The organism is Streptomyces decoyicus, assembly GCF_019880305.1.
Taxonomy (GTDB): domain Bacteria; phylum Actinomycetota; class Actinomycetes; order Streptomycetales; family Streptomycetaceae; genus Streptomyces; species Streptomyces decoyicus.
This window is the reverse complement of the sequence record NZ_CP082301.1, coordinates 6386310-6399470: the sequence shown is the minus strand read 5'-3', so window position 1 is coordinate 6399470 and position 13161 is coordinate 6386310. Positions and strand designations below refer to the sequence as shown.

Below are 13161 nucleotides of genomic sequence, written 5' to 3'. Positions count from 1 at the left end.
CCGCGACGGGCGGCGCAGTCGAGGCGCCGCGCCACATCGGCCCGTAGGGGAGCTGACGGCGGCGAGCGGGGCCGGGCAGTGAGGAGGCATCTGGGAGCCGGGCAAACCGGCCGTGCCCACGGGGTGGCCGCCCCGCAGCATCACTACGGTCGTGGCGTGCGGATGCCGGGCAGCGGTAGGGCGGGACAGGGGGCCGTGGCGGGGCAGGCGCGCCGACGGGCGGCCGGCTCTCGCGGCGACCGATAGCGCGAGGGCTGTAGCAACGACCAGCAGGCCGCCACTCCCCCACCTCGCAGCTCGCATAGCCGCCGTTCCCCTCCACTCCATGCATGACCGAGGACAACGTTAGAGTCCGCGGCCGGGAACCACATCACGCTCAAGAGCCATTAATGCGTAGCTCTCAGGTATGAGGGCGCCCCTGGGCAGCACCGGGGGCTTCGACACCCGGGCGGCCTGACGGTACCAGCCGACACCCGTTCCAGCGGGCTGTGTTCAGCGTCGGCACCGAGCGAATCGGCCACGTGTCACAGAGTCAGGGCCGTCGGCCATGCGGGGCCGGTTGTGCGGCACGCCCCCGAGCGGACAGGCGCAAAAGTCCTGGGAGTGCGCATCTGCGGGTCGCCGGCCCGAGAGGAAGAACGGTCATCGAGCGACCCTGACAGACCCCGCTATCGTTTGATTATCGCGCCCTTATTGATGCCTTATCGCGGCGTGGGCGGGGGGGTCGCCTGGGCCGGACCGTGCCGACCCGACCCGACCCGACCCGGTCCGTGCAGTGCAGTGCCGTTCCGTGCCCCGGTGAGCGTCGCCTCTCCCCGCCGCTGCATCGTGAGTGTGTTCATCAGCGGTCCAGTAGGGCTGCGTGAAGGGCGACTTGGCCGTTTCCGCAGCGGGAAGGTGCCCCCCGTGCGTCAGCGGTCGGCCGCTTCCGGGGCTACGACCGTGGTCAGCCGGTCAGCCGGTCAGCCCGTCAGCCCGTCAGCCCGCGAGGAGGGAATCGTGTTTCACACTGGTGCGGGGCAGTTGCTGACGGGCGGCAAGGAGGGCCGCGTCGACATCGCGGGTTCCGGTGGACACGCACAGCGTGTAGGCGACGTCGTCCATCCTCCGCCGCACCTCGTCCCTGCCCTGCCGAGCGTGCAGCAACTCCAGCACCTCATACTCTTCGATGAGTTCCAGCAGCACCGCAGGGTGGGCCATCAGCATCTTCCGGTTCCTTTCACCAAGCGAAGCGATCAGCGCTGCGGATGCCCGCCGCCCCTCGCCTTACACATCAGTGGCGCGAATTCGCCGGACGAGCCGGACGAGCAGGCGAGTGGGACCAGCAGGGCGAGCAGGACGGGCTTGGTGATGGCGTCTGCGAAGGTGAAAGGGGCTCTCATGACGGCTGCTGTGGAACTTCCCCGCGTGCTGCGGGCGGGGGTGTCACCGTTCGGTGAGCATCCCGGCACGGAGCTTGGACAAGGTACGGGTGAGCAGCCGGGAGACGTGCATCTGGGAGACACCGAGCTCGTCGCCGATTTGCGACTGGGTCATCTCCTGGCCGAAGCGCAGCTCGATGAGGCGCCGTTCGCGGGCGTCGAGCGTGTCGAGCAGCGGAGCCAGCACATGCAGGTCTTCGACGGTCTGCAGAGCCGGGTCGTCCTCCCCCAGGACGTCGACGAGCGTGCGGCGCTGCTCCGACGGGTCCGGGTCGGCGGGGGTGTCGAGCGAGCCGGCGGTGTAGCCGTTGGCAGCGACGATGCCCTCGATGACCTCTTCCTCCGACAGGTCGAGGTGGGCGGCCAGCTCACGGACGGTGGGGTCGCGGTCGAGGGTGGCGGCGAGGTGCTCCTTGGCCTTGGCCAGGTCGCTGCGCAGCTCCTGGAGGCGGCGGGGAACGTGGACGGCCCAGCCGGTGTCGCGGAAGAACCGCTTGATCTCACCGAGGATGTAGGGCACGGCGAAGGTGGAGAACTCCACCTCACGTGAGAGCTCGAACCGGTCGATGGCCTTGATCAGACCGATCGTGCCCACCTGGATGACGTCTTCCATGTCATCGCCGCGGTTGCGGTAGCGGCGGGCGACATAGCGCACCATCGACATGTTCATCTCGATGAGGGTGTTGCGCGCGTACTGGTACTCGTGCGTGCCTTCGTCGAGGGCCTGGAGCCGCTCGAAGAACTGCTTCGACAACTCCTTCGCGTCGCGCGGGGCCACCTTCTGCGGCTGCATCACCTCCGGCAGCACGGAGTCCGTGTGGGTGTACCGCTGCTCGGTCGTGGTCTCGCTCACGATGGTGGTCATCTCGCCTTCCCGCGCGCCCGGCACCTGCGGACGCTGCAGCGGCCGCCTACCCCCATCTCGCACGGCCATGCATGGAGGACCGGACGCAGATGCGGTCAGGGCTCTGGCCGGTGGGTGTGGTGATGCCGCGCGGTCGCGGAAACCTTCAGGTGCCTCGAATTCTGCGGAAGGGCCTCTCTTTTCACGGTGTATTAGGTGGAGTACTCGCCAGCTGGTGGGTGTTCCCCACTTCTCTGCGAAGAAACGTTGTGTGCGAGCCCGGGACGGGGGCACATGATGGCTCGGAGGTTGATAACTATGGTTCCCCTGCTTCTCGTACTTCTTCTCGCACTTCTTCTTTTCGGTGCCGGATTCGCCCTCAAGGCGCTCTGGTTTGTCGCAGTGGTCGTCCTCGTCATCTGGGCGCTGGGATTTGTCCTGCGTTCCGCCGGCGCCGGCGGCAAGCGCGGCCGGTGGTACCGCTGGTAGCCCGCCGTAGTCCGCGGGAAAGGGGTGGGCCGGACAGCATCCGTTGTCGGGCCCACCCCTTTGTGGCGGCTGATGCATCATCACCACACCCAGGGGCACACGAGAAAGTGCGGCCCGGAGGGCGCGCTGTCCCGCAGGGGACTCACCTCCACCGCAGTGTGCACTCCGGGCCGCTTTCGCTCCCCCACGCCCCTTGCGACGATTGACGCGGCAATGCGGGGGCATGCGGCAGGTGCCGCCAACGGAAGGGCCACACCATGAGTGCCAGCGAAAAGATCAAGGCTATCGCCGAGCAGACCATCGGAAAGGTCAAGAAGGAAGCGGGACGCACTGCCGGAAACGAGAGCGCCACCGCCGAGGGCTCCGCGAAGGAATCCAAGGGCGATCTCCGCGGTGCGAAGGAAAAGGCCAAGGACGCCTTCAAGGACTGATCAGGCGCTCACCTCGTCGGGAGGGGCCACAGCTTTCACGCTGTGGCCCCTCCCGGATGCGCGAACGGTGCAGTGGACGACGCCGGTACGGCGCCCGGACCCGTTTCGCTGTGGACGCCGGAAACGGGTTTGCCCCAGGGTCACTTCTGGCTGAGCATTCCGCTGCGGAGCTGCTTGATGATGCGGGCGAGCAGGCGCGAGACGTGCATCTGGGACACGCCGAGTACGGCACCGATCTGCGCCTGGGTCATCTCCTGGCCGAAGCGCAGCTGGACGATGAGGCGGTCGCGGTCGCTGAGCAGCTGGAGGAGCGAGGCCAGGGCACACCGGTCCTCGACGCGCTCGGTGGCGGGGTCGGTCCCGCCGAGCACATCGGCGAAGGACAGTCCGCTGCCGCCCTGGGCCGCATCGCTGTCGCAGGGCACGTTCAGGGAGACGGCCGTGTAGCCGTTGCCGGCCACGATGCCTTCGATGACCTCCTCTTCCGGAAGCTGAAGGTGCTCGGCCAGCTCCTTGACGGTGGGTTCCCGGTCCAGGAGAGCGGACAGCTGCTCCGCCGCCCGGGCCAGGTCGACACGGAGTTCCTGTAGTCGGCGCGGGACGTGAACGGCCCAGCTGGTATCGCGGAAGAACCGCTTGATCTCCCCGAGGATGTGGGGGATGGCAAAGGCCGCGAACTCCGTCCGGCGCGACCGGTCGAACCGGTCGATGGCCTTGATGAGGCCGATGGTGCCGACTTGGACGATGTCTTCCATTTGGTCGCCGTAGCTTCTGTACCGGGAGGCCACATAGCGCACCAAAGACAGGTTCATCTCGATGAGCGTGTTGCGGGCGTACTGATAGTCGGGGGTGCCTTCTTCGAGTTGCCCGAGTCGTTCGAAGAACAGTGGCGACAGAGCCTTGGCGTCATGGGGAGCTACGCTTCCGGCGTCCTCGATGTGAGGAAGCGGGGTGGAAGATTCTCCGGCGCGCGGTGACGGCCCGCCTGCGGCAGCCTGCTGTGGTTTCGTGTCCGATACGCCCTCGAAAACCGCGTTCATGATTCACCTCCGGAATTCAGGTCGTTTGAGCACGCCCATTGCCCGGCGTCGCGGCTCCTATGCACGCCTGTCGAACAATCACCCCGCTGAGTGGCGCAGTCGGTGGACATGAGGGGCCGTCTGCGAAATTCCGGAATCATTGACGCGGGGCATGACCGGCCCAGCGGTACACGCCTCGGGAGAGCGAGGACGTGGTACCGGAGGGACTTCGATGAACTGACGGAGGGGAGCCCGTTCGGGGGAAGGCCTTTGATTGGCCGAACAGGAGACTTGCTGGAACCTGTGCCCGAAACTCATGACATGCTGGCGCGTATGTACGTTCATACACCGGCTGTGGTGACTCATGCTGTCGAGGACGAGGCCTTCGTCGTCCGGGTCAGCGGGTCCCTCGATCACGACAGCGCCCCTCTTCTCAAAGAGGCGTGTGCGCTGGCGCGGGACTCCGGCGCTCCACGTACCGTCATCGACCTGTCCCTCACCGACTTCGCCGACTCCACCGTGCTGCACGTATTGCTCGCCACCCAGCGCGACCACGACCGGCAAGAGCGCAAGCTGATCGTGGCCGGCCCGCTGCACGACGTCATCCGCCGGCTCTTCGATGTCACCGGCACCGCCGACTGCTTCACGCTCGCCGACAACATGCCCCGCGCCCTCGAAGCCTGAGTTCCTCCGCCTCCGCCACCGTGCCGGCTCAGGCCGGTGGCGGTCGGTGGCGGTCGGTGGCGGTCGGTGGCCGAAACCCCGGACGTGGGGTGGCGCCGTCGACCGCCGTGATCCGGCCAATTGCTCCGGCCCGAGCGCGCCCACCGGACCGCCCTCTCCTCTAGCGGGCAGGAACGGCGGGGCTGGAACATCCTGCGCTGCCGGCCGGCGTCAACCGGTCTTCCTGTCCTGCGGAATGCGCTCCAGCAGCGCTCGGAGGTCGTCTGCGTGCTCTTCCTCCTTCGCCAGCAATTCCTCGAATACGCGCCGTGTGGTCGGGTCGCCGTCCCCCAGCCACTTCGCGATTTCGGTGTAGGAGGCGATGGCGACACGTTCGGCCACCAGGTCTTCCTTGATCATGTCGAGGAGGTCGGTGCTGGCGTCGTACTGGGCGTGCGCTCGTGACGTCAGCGTGTCCGGGTTGAAGTCGGGCGCCCCGCCGAGCTGAACGATGCGCTGCGCCAGTTTGTCGGCGTGCTGCTGCTCCTCCGCCGCGTGCTCCAGGAACTCGGCCGCGACCGGTTCCGAATAGATCCCGGATGCCGTGTAGTAGTGCCGCTTGTACCGCAGGGTGCATACGATTTCTGTGGCCAGCGCCTCGTTCAGCACCTGTAGGACGCGTGCCAGATCGGCGCCGTACGCCTCGGTGACCGGTCCTTTGTCCATCTCGCGGCGGGCACGCTCGCGGAGGGTTTCGACGTCGGTAAGAAAGTCAGCCACAGTCTTCCTGCCCTTCGGTTCTCTTAGGCTGGACAGCGCTTCACTCGGGGGCAGTGCTCTTATGGCAGGTCCCGAGACGACGGCAGCAAGTATGCCCATAACCGGTCCGGCGACCGGTGTCATTCCGTCCGCAGCGAGGTGTGTTTTGCTTCGGCGGTACGGCGGTGGTCGAAGGCTCAGCCCATGAAACCGTCCAGGCTCGTGGCCGCGCTGATCAGTGCGAGATGGGTGAAAGCCTGCGGGAAATTGCCCAGATGTTCGCCCGTCATCCCTATCTGCTCCGCATACAGACCGACGTGGTTGGCGTAGGTGAACATCTTCTCCAGTGCCACCCTGGCCTCATCGACCTGGCCGGCCCGGGCAAGCGCCTCGACCCACCAGAACGAGCAGATCGAAAAGGTACCCTCGGTGCCGTCCAGACCGTCGGGGGACACTTTCGGGTCGTAGCGGAATACCAGGCTGTCCGTGACGAGATTCTCGCCGATCGCCTTCACGGTGGAGCGGAATCTCGGATCCTCCGGCGACAAGAACTTGACCATCGGCAGCACCAGGAGGGAGGCATCCAGAATGCTCTCCGGGGGCTGCTCCGGGTCGCCGCTGAGGCGTTGGACAAAGGTCTGGTCCTGCGCGCTCCAGCCTTGGTCCATGATCTGGTGATAGATCCTGTCGCGTTCCGCCATCCAGCGCCCCAGATCACCCGGCAGGCCGCGTTGGCGGGCGATTCTGATCATGCGGTCCACCGCCACCCAGCACATCACCCGCGAATAGGTGTGGCGCTGCTGACCGGCACGGGTCTCCCAGATGCCCGCGTCAGGGCTGTCCCAGTGCTCCAGGAGCCAGTCGAGAATGGCGCACAGGTCCATCCAGCTCTCGTGCGAAATGCCGGCACCGTGCTTGTCGAACAGGTAGATGGAGTCGAAGAGTTCGCCGTAGAGGTCCAGCTGGAGCTGGTCGGCGGCGCCATTCCCCACACGGACCGGGGCAGAACCCCGGTAGCCCTCCCAGTGGTCGAGGATCTGCTCGGGCAGCTCGTCATGGCCGTCGATGGAGTACAGCACCCGCAGCGGGCCGCGGTCACCGTCGTGTGCACCGGGAAGACAGTCGGTCAGCCAGCCCATGAAGGCCTGCGCCTCGCGGGTGAAGCCCAGGCGCAGCAGTGCGTGGAGGGAAAAGGCCGCGTCGCGGATCCAGACGTAGCGGTAGTCCCAGTTCCGTTCACCGCCGAGTTGTTCGGGAAGTCCCATGGTCGGTGCGGCGACGATGGCGCCCGTGGGCTCATGGGTCAGGAGTTTGAGCGTCAGCGCCGAGCGGTGCACCATTTCGCGCCAGCGGCCGGTGTAGGTGGACTGGCTCAGCCACTCGCGCCAAAACCGGACGGTGGACCGGAAAAGCTCTTCGGCGGCCTTCGCATCGACCAGGTCGACGGCCGGCTCGGCACAGGACGGTGTGGTGGACTCCAGCACGAAGAGCACCGACTGGCCCTCTGTCAGGTCGAATTCACCGACGGCGTCCTGGCCATCGGCCCGCAGGGTCACGCTCGCCTGGAGCGAGAGTTCCCGTGCATCGCTGGTGAACCGCACGCCGTGCGGCTGGGATTCCACTTTGTGCGGGTCCCGGCCGTAGTTCATCCGCGGGGCGATGACCGTTCGGAGACGCGCGCCGCCCCGTACGCTGACGACCCGCCGGACCAGACGTTGCCGGTGATGACGGTCTCCCTCCGCCCGTATCGGCATGAAGTCCTGTATCTCGACGATGCCGTTCTCGGTCAGCATCCGCGTCATGAGGATGTTGGTGTCGGGAAAGTAGTACTGCTGCCGCTTGGCCACGTCCCCGACGGCGCTGAGGTGCCAGTGTCCGCCGTTCCGCGCATCGAGCAGCGATCCGAAAATACTGGGTGAGTCGAAACGCGGGGCGCAGAACCAGTTGATCCGGCCATCGGTCCCGACCAGTGCTGCGGTCCGCAGATCACCGATCAGCCCGTGTTCGGCAATGGGGAAATAGCCCTCACCCGCCTCGCCGTCCGGCGTGCGACGGGAATCCCGGGGCGGCGCGGCGCGGCCCTGAATTCCCTCGCCCCTGTGCTCCGGTGCGTCATTCACCGGTAGGTACGCGTCTCCTCGACGTCGACCACCGGAGCCCCGGGAGCCGGCGGCTGGACACGGCGGCGCTTGAGGATGCTCACATAGGCCGCCAGGCCGATCACTCCGACGGCCATCATGATGAGCCCGACCACGTCGAGATTGACGCTGGACAGCTGCCAGTCCACCGCAAACGTCAAAATGGCGCCCACCGCAATAAGCCCGATGCATCCGCCGATACCCATGATCGCCCTCGCTTTCTGGTGGGGAAAACCTTCTGAACTCGCGTATGCCCCGGCGGAGCACGTTCATGAGTCGAGACGCTTCGGCATGACGGGGAGGGCGCCGCCGAGTTCAGGTCACGGCCGCGCCTCCGCGGCTCACGGAGAGAGGGGCGGGCCGGCAGCGCAGAGGGGCAACGTCACACGGATGGTTTTGCCGGTCAGGGTCATGGTGATGTCGACGGTGCGGGCGAGCCGCTGTATCAGGGGCCAGCCGTAGCCGCCCGTGGCGTCGGGGTCCCGAGGGGCTGTGGTGGGGTGGCGCTCGCTTGCGTCCTCGACCGCCAGTTCCAGACACCCCTCGACGATCTCCGCGGTGAACCCGGTGAGCCCGCCCCCGTGGCGCTGGGCGTTGGTGACCAGCTCCGTGGTCACCAGGAGGGCATCGACGAGGGCCAGGTCATCGACCTGGCTGCCTGTCCTGTGCAGCAAGTCGTGCACAAAATTGCGTGCCTCGGCTGCTCTCACAGGTACTCCCCGCATCACACACTTCCACCTCAATGCGCCCGAGCCGTCCTGGGGGCGCTGCATCCCTTGTCCGCCCGCCGGCGGGCATCACCGGCCGGGGCACTTCTCTCGCACGGCAGGACGGCAATACTCTCAGGCCTCTTTGCGGGCGCCACAGCGGGCATGGCCACACGGGACGGCACGCTGTCGGCAAGGCTGAGGCGCCCGGCGGTGTCATGCCGGCGGTGTCATGCCGGCGTTGTCATGCCGACGTGGGCATCAGGCGGCCACGCGGTCGAATGCGAGAGGGACGGTAACGGTAATGGCCTTACCGTCCACCGTGGGGACGATGACCACGCAGGCGGTGAGTTGCTGGACCATCGGCCATCCATATCCACCGACCGCGAATTTTTCCCGTCCGGCGGCCGTGGCGGGCTGCCGGGGGCTGTGATCGGCGACGGTCACTTCCAGGAGGCCGGCCGCGATCCTGGCGGAGAATCCGGAAAGTCCGCCTCCGTGACGCTGAGCATTGGTGACCAATTCCGAGGTGACCAGCACGGCGTCGATGACGGAGCGTTCATCGATCCGCGGACGGTGCGCGTCCAGCAGCTCATGGACAAGGGCCCGCGCGTCCGCTGCATTGTTCACCGGGACCTGCTGCGTGCCCATCACGTCTCTCACCTCACCGCCTGCTCCCTCTGCACGCCCTGGAACTCCTCCGTCGCCCGCTCCGCAGGCCGCGTAGAAGGTTACTTCTACGAGAAGGTGCTTTGACTGCTTCCCCGGATCCGCGGCTTCACGCCCCATGTGTCCCGACTCCGCGCGGACGGACGGACGCGCGGGCCGGCCGGCGACCCGTAGGCGACCGGCCCCTCCGGCGCTGAGCCTGCTTCACACGCGGGGAAATCCACCGAAATAGGCCCCGACCTGGTGGAAGTAGTCAGCGCCGCCCTCGTGCTCGCCGCTCTCGAAGGCGGGCGCATCCTTGATCTCCTGCCGGGTGCGGCCGACGTAGATCTTCTCCTCCTCCTGGTCGATACCGGTCACGGTGCCGGCCGGCAGGACGACGCGGCGGCCGAGGATCCAGGGGCCGGTGTCGACGACGAGGTGTGCGGAATCCACCTCATCCGAATGCTTGTCGACCTTGCCGATACTCCCGTCAATGGCTTCGACGCTGTACCCCACGAGGACCGTGCCCGCCCTGTATCCGGAGTCGGGAAGGTATCCCCAAACATTGGCACTCATGCGATATCCCTTCCGTGCGATGCACCATTCGATGCACCATTCGATTCAGCAGCAGGCTTTATCCCGGCCTGTTCCTTCCGAGGGCAAAGGAAAGGGAACAAGGGGAGCCCTTTCAGTGCATCGGCCATCCCGACAGTGCTCTGTTGCCCCGGGGTCTCTTTCCAAAACGGAGAGCGGCGGCGGGGAGTCCGCACGTCGATTTCTGTTATCGGGCAGCGGCAGGGGCGGACCGGCCGGCTCCCGGTGGGCGCTGGGAACAGCGTCACCTCGTCGAGCAGTTCGCCACCGGCCCTCCCCAGCAGCGGTTCGAAGGTGTCCCGCACACCTTTCATCTGGGCCAGCCGCTGATCGTCTCGGCGCCGGTGCGGCTCGTCTGCACCGTCGAGGCGGCCCGGGAGGCGTGGGATCACGCCCTGCTGACCGGCCGGGTGGCCTGGTGCAGCCACCACCCCGAATCGGCCGGGCTGCTGCTGCACGGACGCGGCAGACACCCCGTACCGCACCACGCCGCCGGCTGAGCCGGGCGGTGCCACGAAAGCTGCCGTGAAAGCGGCATCAGCGGGCCCCGGTTCCGGGTGCCCGTCCCCTCGAACTCCAAGGAGACTGCGCTCATGGGCACCAGTGACACGTTCAAGGACTTCATCGGTGACATCGCCGATGACACGAAGAAGGCGTTCGACGAGCTCCTGGATCGCGACGACGATGACAAGGACTCGGACCTCGGCCTGGCCAATCTGCCGCTCCAGGCTCTCGCGGGCCTGCCGGCCGAAGCACTCCGCTCGCTGAGCACCCTCGCGGCGGTGCAGGGCCTCACCGGCTCGGGCAAGAGCGGAAAGAAGAACAGCGGCGGGGTCAACCCGCTCGCGGCCCTCGGCGCGGCCGGCAATCCGGCCGCCGCCCCGGGGCTGTTGGCCGGGGGCGGGCTGCCCAACCCCGTCGCCGGTCTCGGCCAGGCGGCGGGTGCCCTGAACCCGATGGCCGCGGCCGGCCAGGTCTCCAACGTGGTCAGCGGCGCGGCGGACATGACCGGCGGGCCGGCTCAACTTCCGCAGCAGATCGCGCAGTTGAGTGAGCTGATCGCCACCCTCACCGGGGTGCTGGAGAGTGTCCAGGGCCTGGTGCCGAAGATGCCGAAGGCGCGGGCGTAGGGGCCGGCTGACGGCCGCCTCACCCCCGGCCTGCCGCGGCACGGCCGGCCGGGGGCTTCCGGGCTTGCCGACGATTGACCGGCGACCGGTGACTTCACACAGACAGCGCAGCGAGGAAAGGCAGGTCCCAACGAGTGGCGCGCATTGTCGGTGCCCGCGTACGCGTCGTGGCCAAGGTGCTGGGCCAGCTCGTGGCCGACGAGACCCGTCGGTCCGGTCGGCGCGCCGACCGGACGGACCCCGAACAGCGGCGGGCGCGGGCCGTCCGCAACGCGCTGGAAAGCCTCGGCCCGTTCTACGTGAAGATCGGGCAGATCCTCTCGACCCGTCCCGACATGGTCCCGCCCTCCATGATCGCCGAACCCCAGAACCTGCACGAGGAAGTGGCGGTGCAGCCCTTCTGTGTGTTCGAGCCCGTGCTGGAGCGTGACCTGGGGCCGGACTGGAAGCTCCGCTTCGATGACATCGACACCGAACGTCCGCTGGGCGCCGCGTCCCTGGCGCAGGTCCACCGGGTGGAAGGAGGTGCCCGGCATCATGGTCCAGCTCGTCGCCGAAGCCGCCTCCTGGCGACAGGGCGCGCGGACCGCCCTGGAAGCCCTTCTGGGCACCGGCTCCGCCGGTCAGCAACTTCGCGCCCTGGGCGATGACGTGGCCAACCGCCGGCTCTCCTTCCGGACGAGCCGCACCCACCAGGGAGCCGCCCAAGGCGGCGAAAAGCGCGGTATGCCCCGCGGCCTGCTGGCCTTGGGCGCCCTGGCCCTTCTGCTGGATCACCGGCGGCGGGGGCTGGGGCGGTGCGAGGCGGGCGGAGCACACACAGGGCCGGCCACGTCCCGTCGTCCACGAGGCCGGCCGAAGGCGACGACGCTACCGGGAGACGACGTCCCCCCGCTTGAGGCCGGAGCCCGCGGGCACCTCGGCGGGATCGCCGCCACAGCTCATGACCTTGTTCTCACCGTCGACGAAGACCACCCGCGGCTGGAGCTCACGGGCCTCTTCGTCGGTGACCGCCGCGTACGCGATGATGATCACGAGGTCGCCGGGGCTGATGAGCCGGGCCGCGGCACCGTTGATGCCGATGATCCCGGAGTCCCGGGGGCCTTCGATGACGTAGGTGGACAGGCGTGCGCCGTTGTCTATGTCGACGATGTCCACCTTCTCGCCGGGGAGGAGGTCGGCAGCTTCCATGAGGTCCGCACTCACCGTGAGAGAGCCCACGTAGTGCAGATCCGCCTGGGTCACGGTGGCCCGGTGGATCTTCGACTTCATCATGGTCCGGTACACGTTTCTCATTCCTTTGTTCAGCTGTACATGACTCTGCTCGGTGCCGGGCACGCCGGCGTCGAGGACTGACCGGGGGCGGCGTCAGACCCCCGACCCGAGGACGGAGAGTCGCTCTCGGATGTCGCGGACCAGCTCGGCTTCGTGGGGGACGAGGTAGAAGTGACCGCCGGGGAACGCGCGCGCCTCGCAGCGGACCGAGGTCAGCTCGGACCACGCCCGGACGTCGTCGGGGGTGGGCCCAGGGTCCTCGGTCCCGAAGTAGGCGACGACGGGAACGTCGACGGCAGGAGCCTTGGGACCCGCCACATACGCTTCGAGCAGCCCGTAGTCAGCACGGATCGGCGGCAGCACCAGGTCGCGCAGCTCGGGGTCCCCCAGAACCTCGGCCCCCGGGCCGCCGAGCCGGGTAACCGTGGCCAGCAGGTCCTCGTCGGTGAGCTCGTCGGTGCTGAGGCGCCGCAGGCGGTGGGGGGCGGCCCGGCCGGAGACGAGGAGCGCCGCCGGACCTGCCACCCCGCGTGCGGCGAGCAGGGCCGCGACCTCATGGGCCACGGAGGCCCCCATGCTGTGACCGAAGAAGACGGTGTGGGGCGTCATATGGGGTGCCAGCCCGTCGGCAATCCCGCCGGCCAGCTCCGCCATGCTCGTGAGGCAGGGTTCGGCGATGCGTTCCTCACGGCCCGGATAACGCACCGCGCTCACCTCCCAGTCGGCCGGGAGCTGCTGGGGCCAGGTGCGGAAGAAACTCGCCGAGCCGCCGGCGTGCGGGAAACAGACCAGCCGCAGCCGGGGTGCGGCCACCGGCTGGAACGTACGCAGCCACCGCGCGGGGAGCGAGCCAGAAGAGTGAGGCATGCGCGGAAGCTTAGGGGCCGGAGGTATCGGCCGCGTATCGCTCGTCTAAACCGTACGGCGGGCCGCTTCCGGCCGCCCGGAACCGTGAAGCGCCAGCGATAACGAGACGAAAGCTGAGCCACTTACCTTCGCAGACTGGCGTCATACGCGGGGCTTGCGACGTGGCGAGTGCC

At 67.8% G+C, this 13161-nt stretch carries 17 protein-coding genes and 1 pseudogene; 6 read left to right on the top strand and 12 right to left on the bottom strand.

Translation table 11 applies throughout. From position 1 onward, the window contains the following. Positions 1-978: 978 nt before the first annotated feature. From K7C20_RS28055 to K7C20_RS28045, 3 genes are read right to left on the bottom strand one after another with little or no spacing between them, the layout of a single operon-like run. Positions 979-1206: a DUF5133 domain-containing protein gene (locus K7C20_RS28055; RefSeq protein WP_030076890.1), complete on the bottom strand. Its 228-nt coding sequence runs from the start codon at positions 1204-1206 to the stop codon at positions 979-981. Positions 1207-1235: 29 nt separating this feature from the next. Beyond that, the gene (locus K7C20_RS28050; protein WP_160328780.1) at positions 1236-1382 is read right to left on the bottom strand and encodes a hypothetical protein; all 147 of its coding nucleotides are present in this window, start codon (positions 1380-1382) and stop codon (positions 1236-1238) included. Between the two features lie 43 nt (positions 1383-1425). Next, positions 1426-2286, bottom strand: coding sequence for an RNA polymerase sigma factor SigF (locus K7C20_RS28045; RefSeq protein WP_030076891.1), 861 nt, complete (start codon positions 2284-2286; stop codon positions 1426-1428). Positions 2287-2583: 297 nt separating this feature from the next. On the opposite strand from K7C20_RS28045, the gene K7C20_RS28040 reads away from it, so the two are divergent. Together K7C20_RS28040 and K7C20_RS28035 are read left to right on the top strand one after the other, a co-directional pair. After that, positions 2584-2754, top strand: coding sequence for a hypothetical protein (locus K7C20_RS28040; RefSeq protein ID WP_030076893.1), 171 nt, complete (start codon positions 2584-2586; stop codon positions 2752-2754). Between the two features lie 257 nt (positions 2755-3011). After that, complete coding sequence (locus K7C20_RS28035) at positions 3012-3185, top strand: CsbD family protein (protein ID WP_078953623.1); 174 nt, start codon at positions 3012-3014, stop codon at positions 3183-3185. 140 nt (positions 3186-3325) lie between these two features. Here K7C20_RS28035 and K7C20_RS28030 read toward each other — a convergent pair whose 3' ends face one another. Beyond that, the gene (locus tag K7C20_RS28030) at positions 3326-4225 is read right to left on the bottom strand and encodes a SigB/SigF/SigG family RNA polymerase sigma factor (protein ID WP_030076895.1); all 900 of its coding nucleotides are present in this window, start codon (positions 4223-4225) and stop codon (positions 3326-3328) included. A 336-nt stretch (positions 4226-4561) separates the two neighbouring features. Between K7C20_RS28030 and K7C20_RS28025 the strand changes: the two genes are divergently transcribed. Beyond that, positions 4562-4888: an STAS domain-containing protein gene (locus K7C20_RS28025; RefSeq protein ID WP_245171868.1), complete on the top strand. Its 327-nt coding sequence runs from the start codon at positions 4562-4564 to the stop codon at positions 4886-4888. Between the two features lie 210 nt (positions 4889-5098). On the opposite strand, the gene K7C20_RS28020 is transcribed toward K7C20_RS28025, so the two are convergent. The 6 genes from K7C20_RS28020 to K7C20_RS27995 all read right to left on the bottom strand — a co-directional run bounded on the left by K7C20_RS28020 (position 5099) and on the right by K7C20_RS27995 (position 9698). Then, a complete protein-coding gene (locus K7C20_RS28020) occupies positions 5099-5647 on the bottom strand; it encodes a ferritin-like domain-containing protein (RefSeq protein WP_030076907.1) in 549 nt (182 codons plus the stop codon). A gap of 176 nt (positions 5648-5823) precedes the next feature. Beyond that, positions 5824-7746 (bottom strand): glycoside hydrolase family 15 protein, encoded by a 1923-nt coding sequence (locus tag K7C20_RS28015; RefSeq protein WP_030076909.1) that lies wholly within the window; start codon positions 7744-7746, stop codon positions 5824-5826. Next, a complete protein-coding gene (locus tag K7C20_RS28010) occupies positions 7743-7970 on the bottom strand; it encodes a DUF6458 family protein (protein ID WP_030076910.1) in 228 nt (75 codons plus the stop codon). The genes K7C20_RS28015 and K7C20_RS28010 overlap by 4 nt, the downstream gene beginning before the upstream one ends. Before the next feature lie 135 nt (positions 7971-8105). After that, positions 8106-8489 carry an ATP-binding protein gene (locus tag K7C20_RS28005; protein WP_048828853.1) on the bottom strand — a complete coding sequence of 128 codons (384 nt, stop codon included), beginning with the start codon at positions 8487-8489 and terminating at the stop codon, positions 8106-8108. 243 nt (positions 8490-8732) lie between these two features. Further along, the gene (locus tag K7C20_RS28000; RefSeq protein ID WP_048828836.1) at positions 8733-9122 is read right to left on the bottom strand and encodes an ATP-binding protein; all 390 of its coding nucleotides are present in this window, start codon (positions 9120-9122) and stop codon (positions 8733-8735) included. A 222-nt stretch (positions 9123-9344) separates the two neighbouring features. Next, positions 9345-9698 carry a hypothetical protein gene (locus K7C20_RS27995; protein ID WP_030076915.1) on the bottom strand — a complete coding sequence of 118 codons (354 nt, stop codon included), beginning with the start codon at positions 9696-9698 and terminating at the stop codon, positions 9345-9347. A gap of 14 nt (positions 9699-9712) precedes the next feature. Between K7C20_RS27995 and K7C20_RS27990 the strand changes: the two genes are divergently transcribed. The 3 genes and pseudogenes from K7C20_RS27990 to K7C20_RS27980 form a co-directional block, all read left to right on the top strand. After that, positions 9713-10216, top strand: a complete 504-nt coding sequence (locus K7C20_RS27990; protein ID WP_245171867.1) for a flavin reductase family protein — start codon at positions 9713-9715, stop codon at positions 10214-10216. Positions 10217-10309: 93 nt separating this feature from the next. Further along, positions 10310-10846: a hypothetical protein gene (locus tag K7C20_RS27985; protein ID WP_030076916.1), complete on the top strand. Its 537-nt coding sequence runs from the start codon at positions 10310-10312 to the stop codon at positions 10844-10846. Positions 10847-10980: 134 nt separating this feature from the next. Further along, positions 10981-11364, top strand: a pseudogene (locus K7C20_RS27980) (AarF/UbiB family protein); the annotation flags it as partial. A gap of 352 nt (positions 11365-11716) precedes the next feature. Here the strand turns inward: K7C20_RS27980 and panD are convergent. After that, positions 11717-12133, bottom strand: a complete 417-nt coding sequence (gene panD, locus K7C20_RS27975) for an aspartate 1-decarboxylase (RefSeq protein ID WP_030076920.1) — start codon at positions 12131-12133, stop codon at positions 11717-11719. Positions 12134-12214: 81 nt separating this feature from the next. Further along, positions 12215-12988 (bottom strand): thioesterase II family protein, encoded by a 774-nt coding sequence (locus K7C20_RS27970; protein WP_030076922.1) that lies wholly within the window; start codon positions 12986-12988, stop codon positions 12215-12217. Positions 12989-13161 lie beyond the last annotated feature (173 nt).

Coding starts and splice junctions, on each gene's coding strand:
- K7C20_RS28000 (WP_048828836.1), bottom strand. CDS start 9,122: ATGGGCACGCAGCAGGTCCCGGTGAACAATGCAGCGGACGCGCGGGCC.
- K7C20_RS28010 (WP_030076910.1), bottom strand. CDS start 7,970: ATGGGTATCGGCGGATGCATCGGGCTTATTGCGGTGGGCGCCATTTTG.
- K7C20_RS28055 (WP_030076890.1), bottom strand. CDS start 1,206: ATGCTGATGGCCCACCCTGCGGTGCTGCTGGAACTCATCGAAGAGTAT.
- K7C20_RS28005 (WP_048828853.1), bottom strand. CDS start 8,489: ATGCGGGGAGTACCTGTGAGAGCAGCCGAGGCACGCAATTTTGTGCAC.
- K7C20_RS27970 (WP_030076922.1), bottom strand. CDS start 12,988: ATGCCTCACTCTTCTGGCTCGCTCCCCGCGCGGTGGCTGCGTACGTTC.
- K7C20_RS28030 (WP_030076895.1), bottom strand. CDS start 4,225: ATGAACGCGGTTTTCGAGGGCGTATCGGACACGAAACCACAGCAGGCT.
- K7C20_RS28035 (WP_078953623.1), top strand. CDS start 3,012: ATGAGTGCCAGCGAAAAGATCAAGGCTATCGCCGAGCAGACCATCGGA.
- K7C20_RS28050 (WP_160328780.1), bottom strand. CDS start 1,382: ATGAGAGCCCCTTTCACCTTCGCAGACGCCATCACCAAGCCCGTCCTG.
- K7C20_RS27995 (WP_030076915.1), bottom strand. CDS start 9,698: ATGAGTGCCAATGTTTGGGGATACCTTCCCGACTCCGGATACAGGGCG.
- K7C20_RS28040 (WP_030076893.1), top strand. CDS start 2,584: ATGGTTCCCCTGCTTCTCGTACTTCTTCTCGCACTTCTTCTTTTCGGT.
- K7C20_RS28045 (WP_030076891.1), bottom strand. CDS start 2,286: ATGACCACCATCGTGAGCGAGACCACGACCGAGCAGCGGTACACCCAC.
- K7C20_RS27985 (WP_030076916.1), top strand. CDS start 10,310: ATGGGCACCAGTGACACGTTCAAGGACTTCATCGGTGACATCGCCGAT.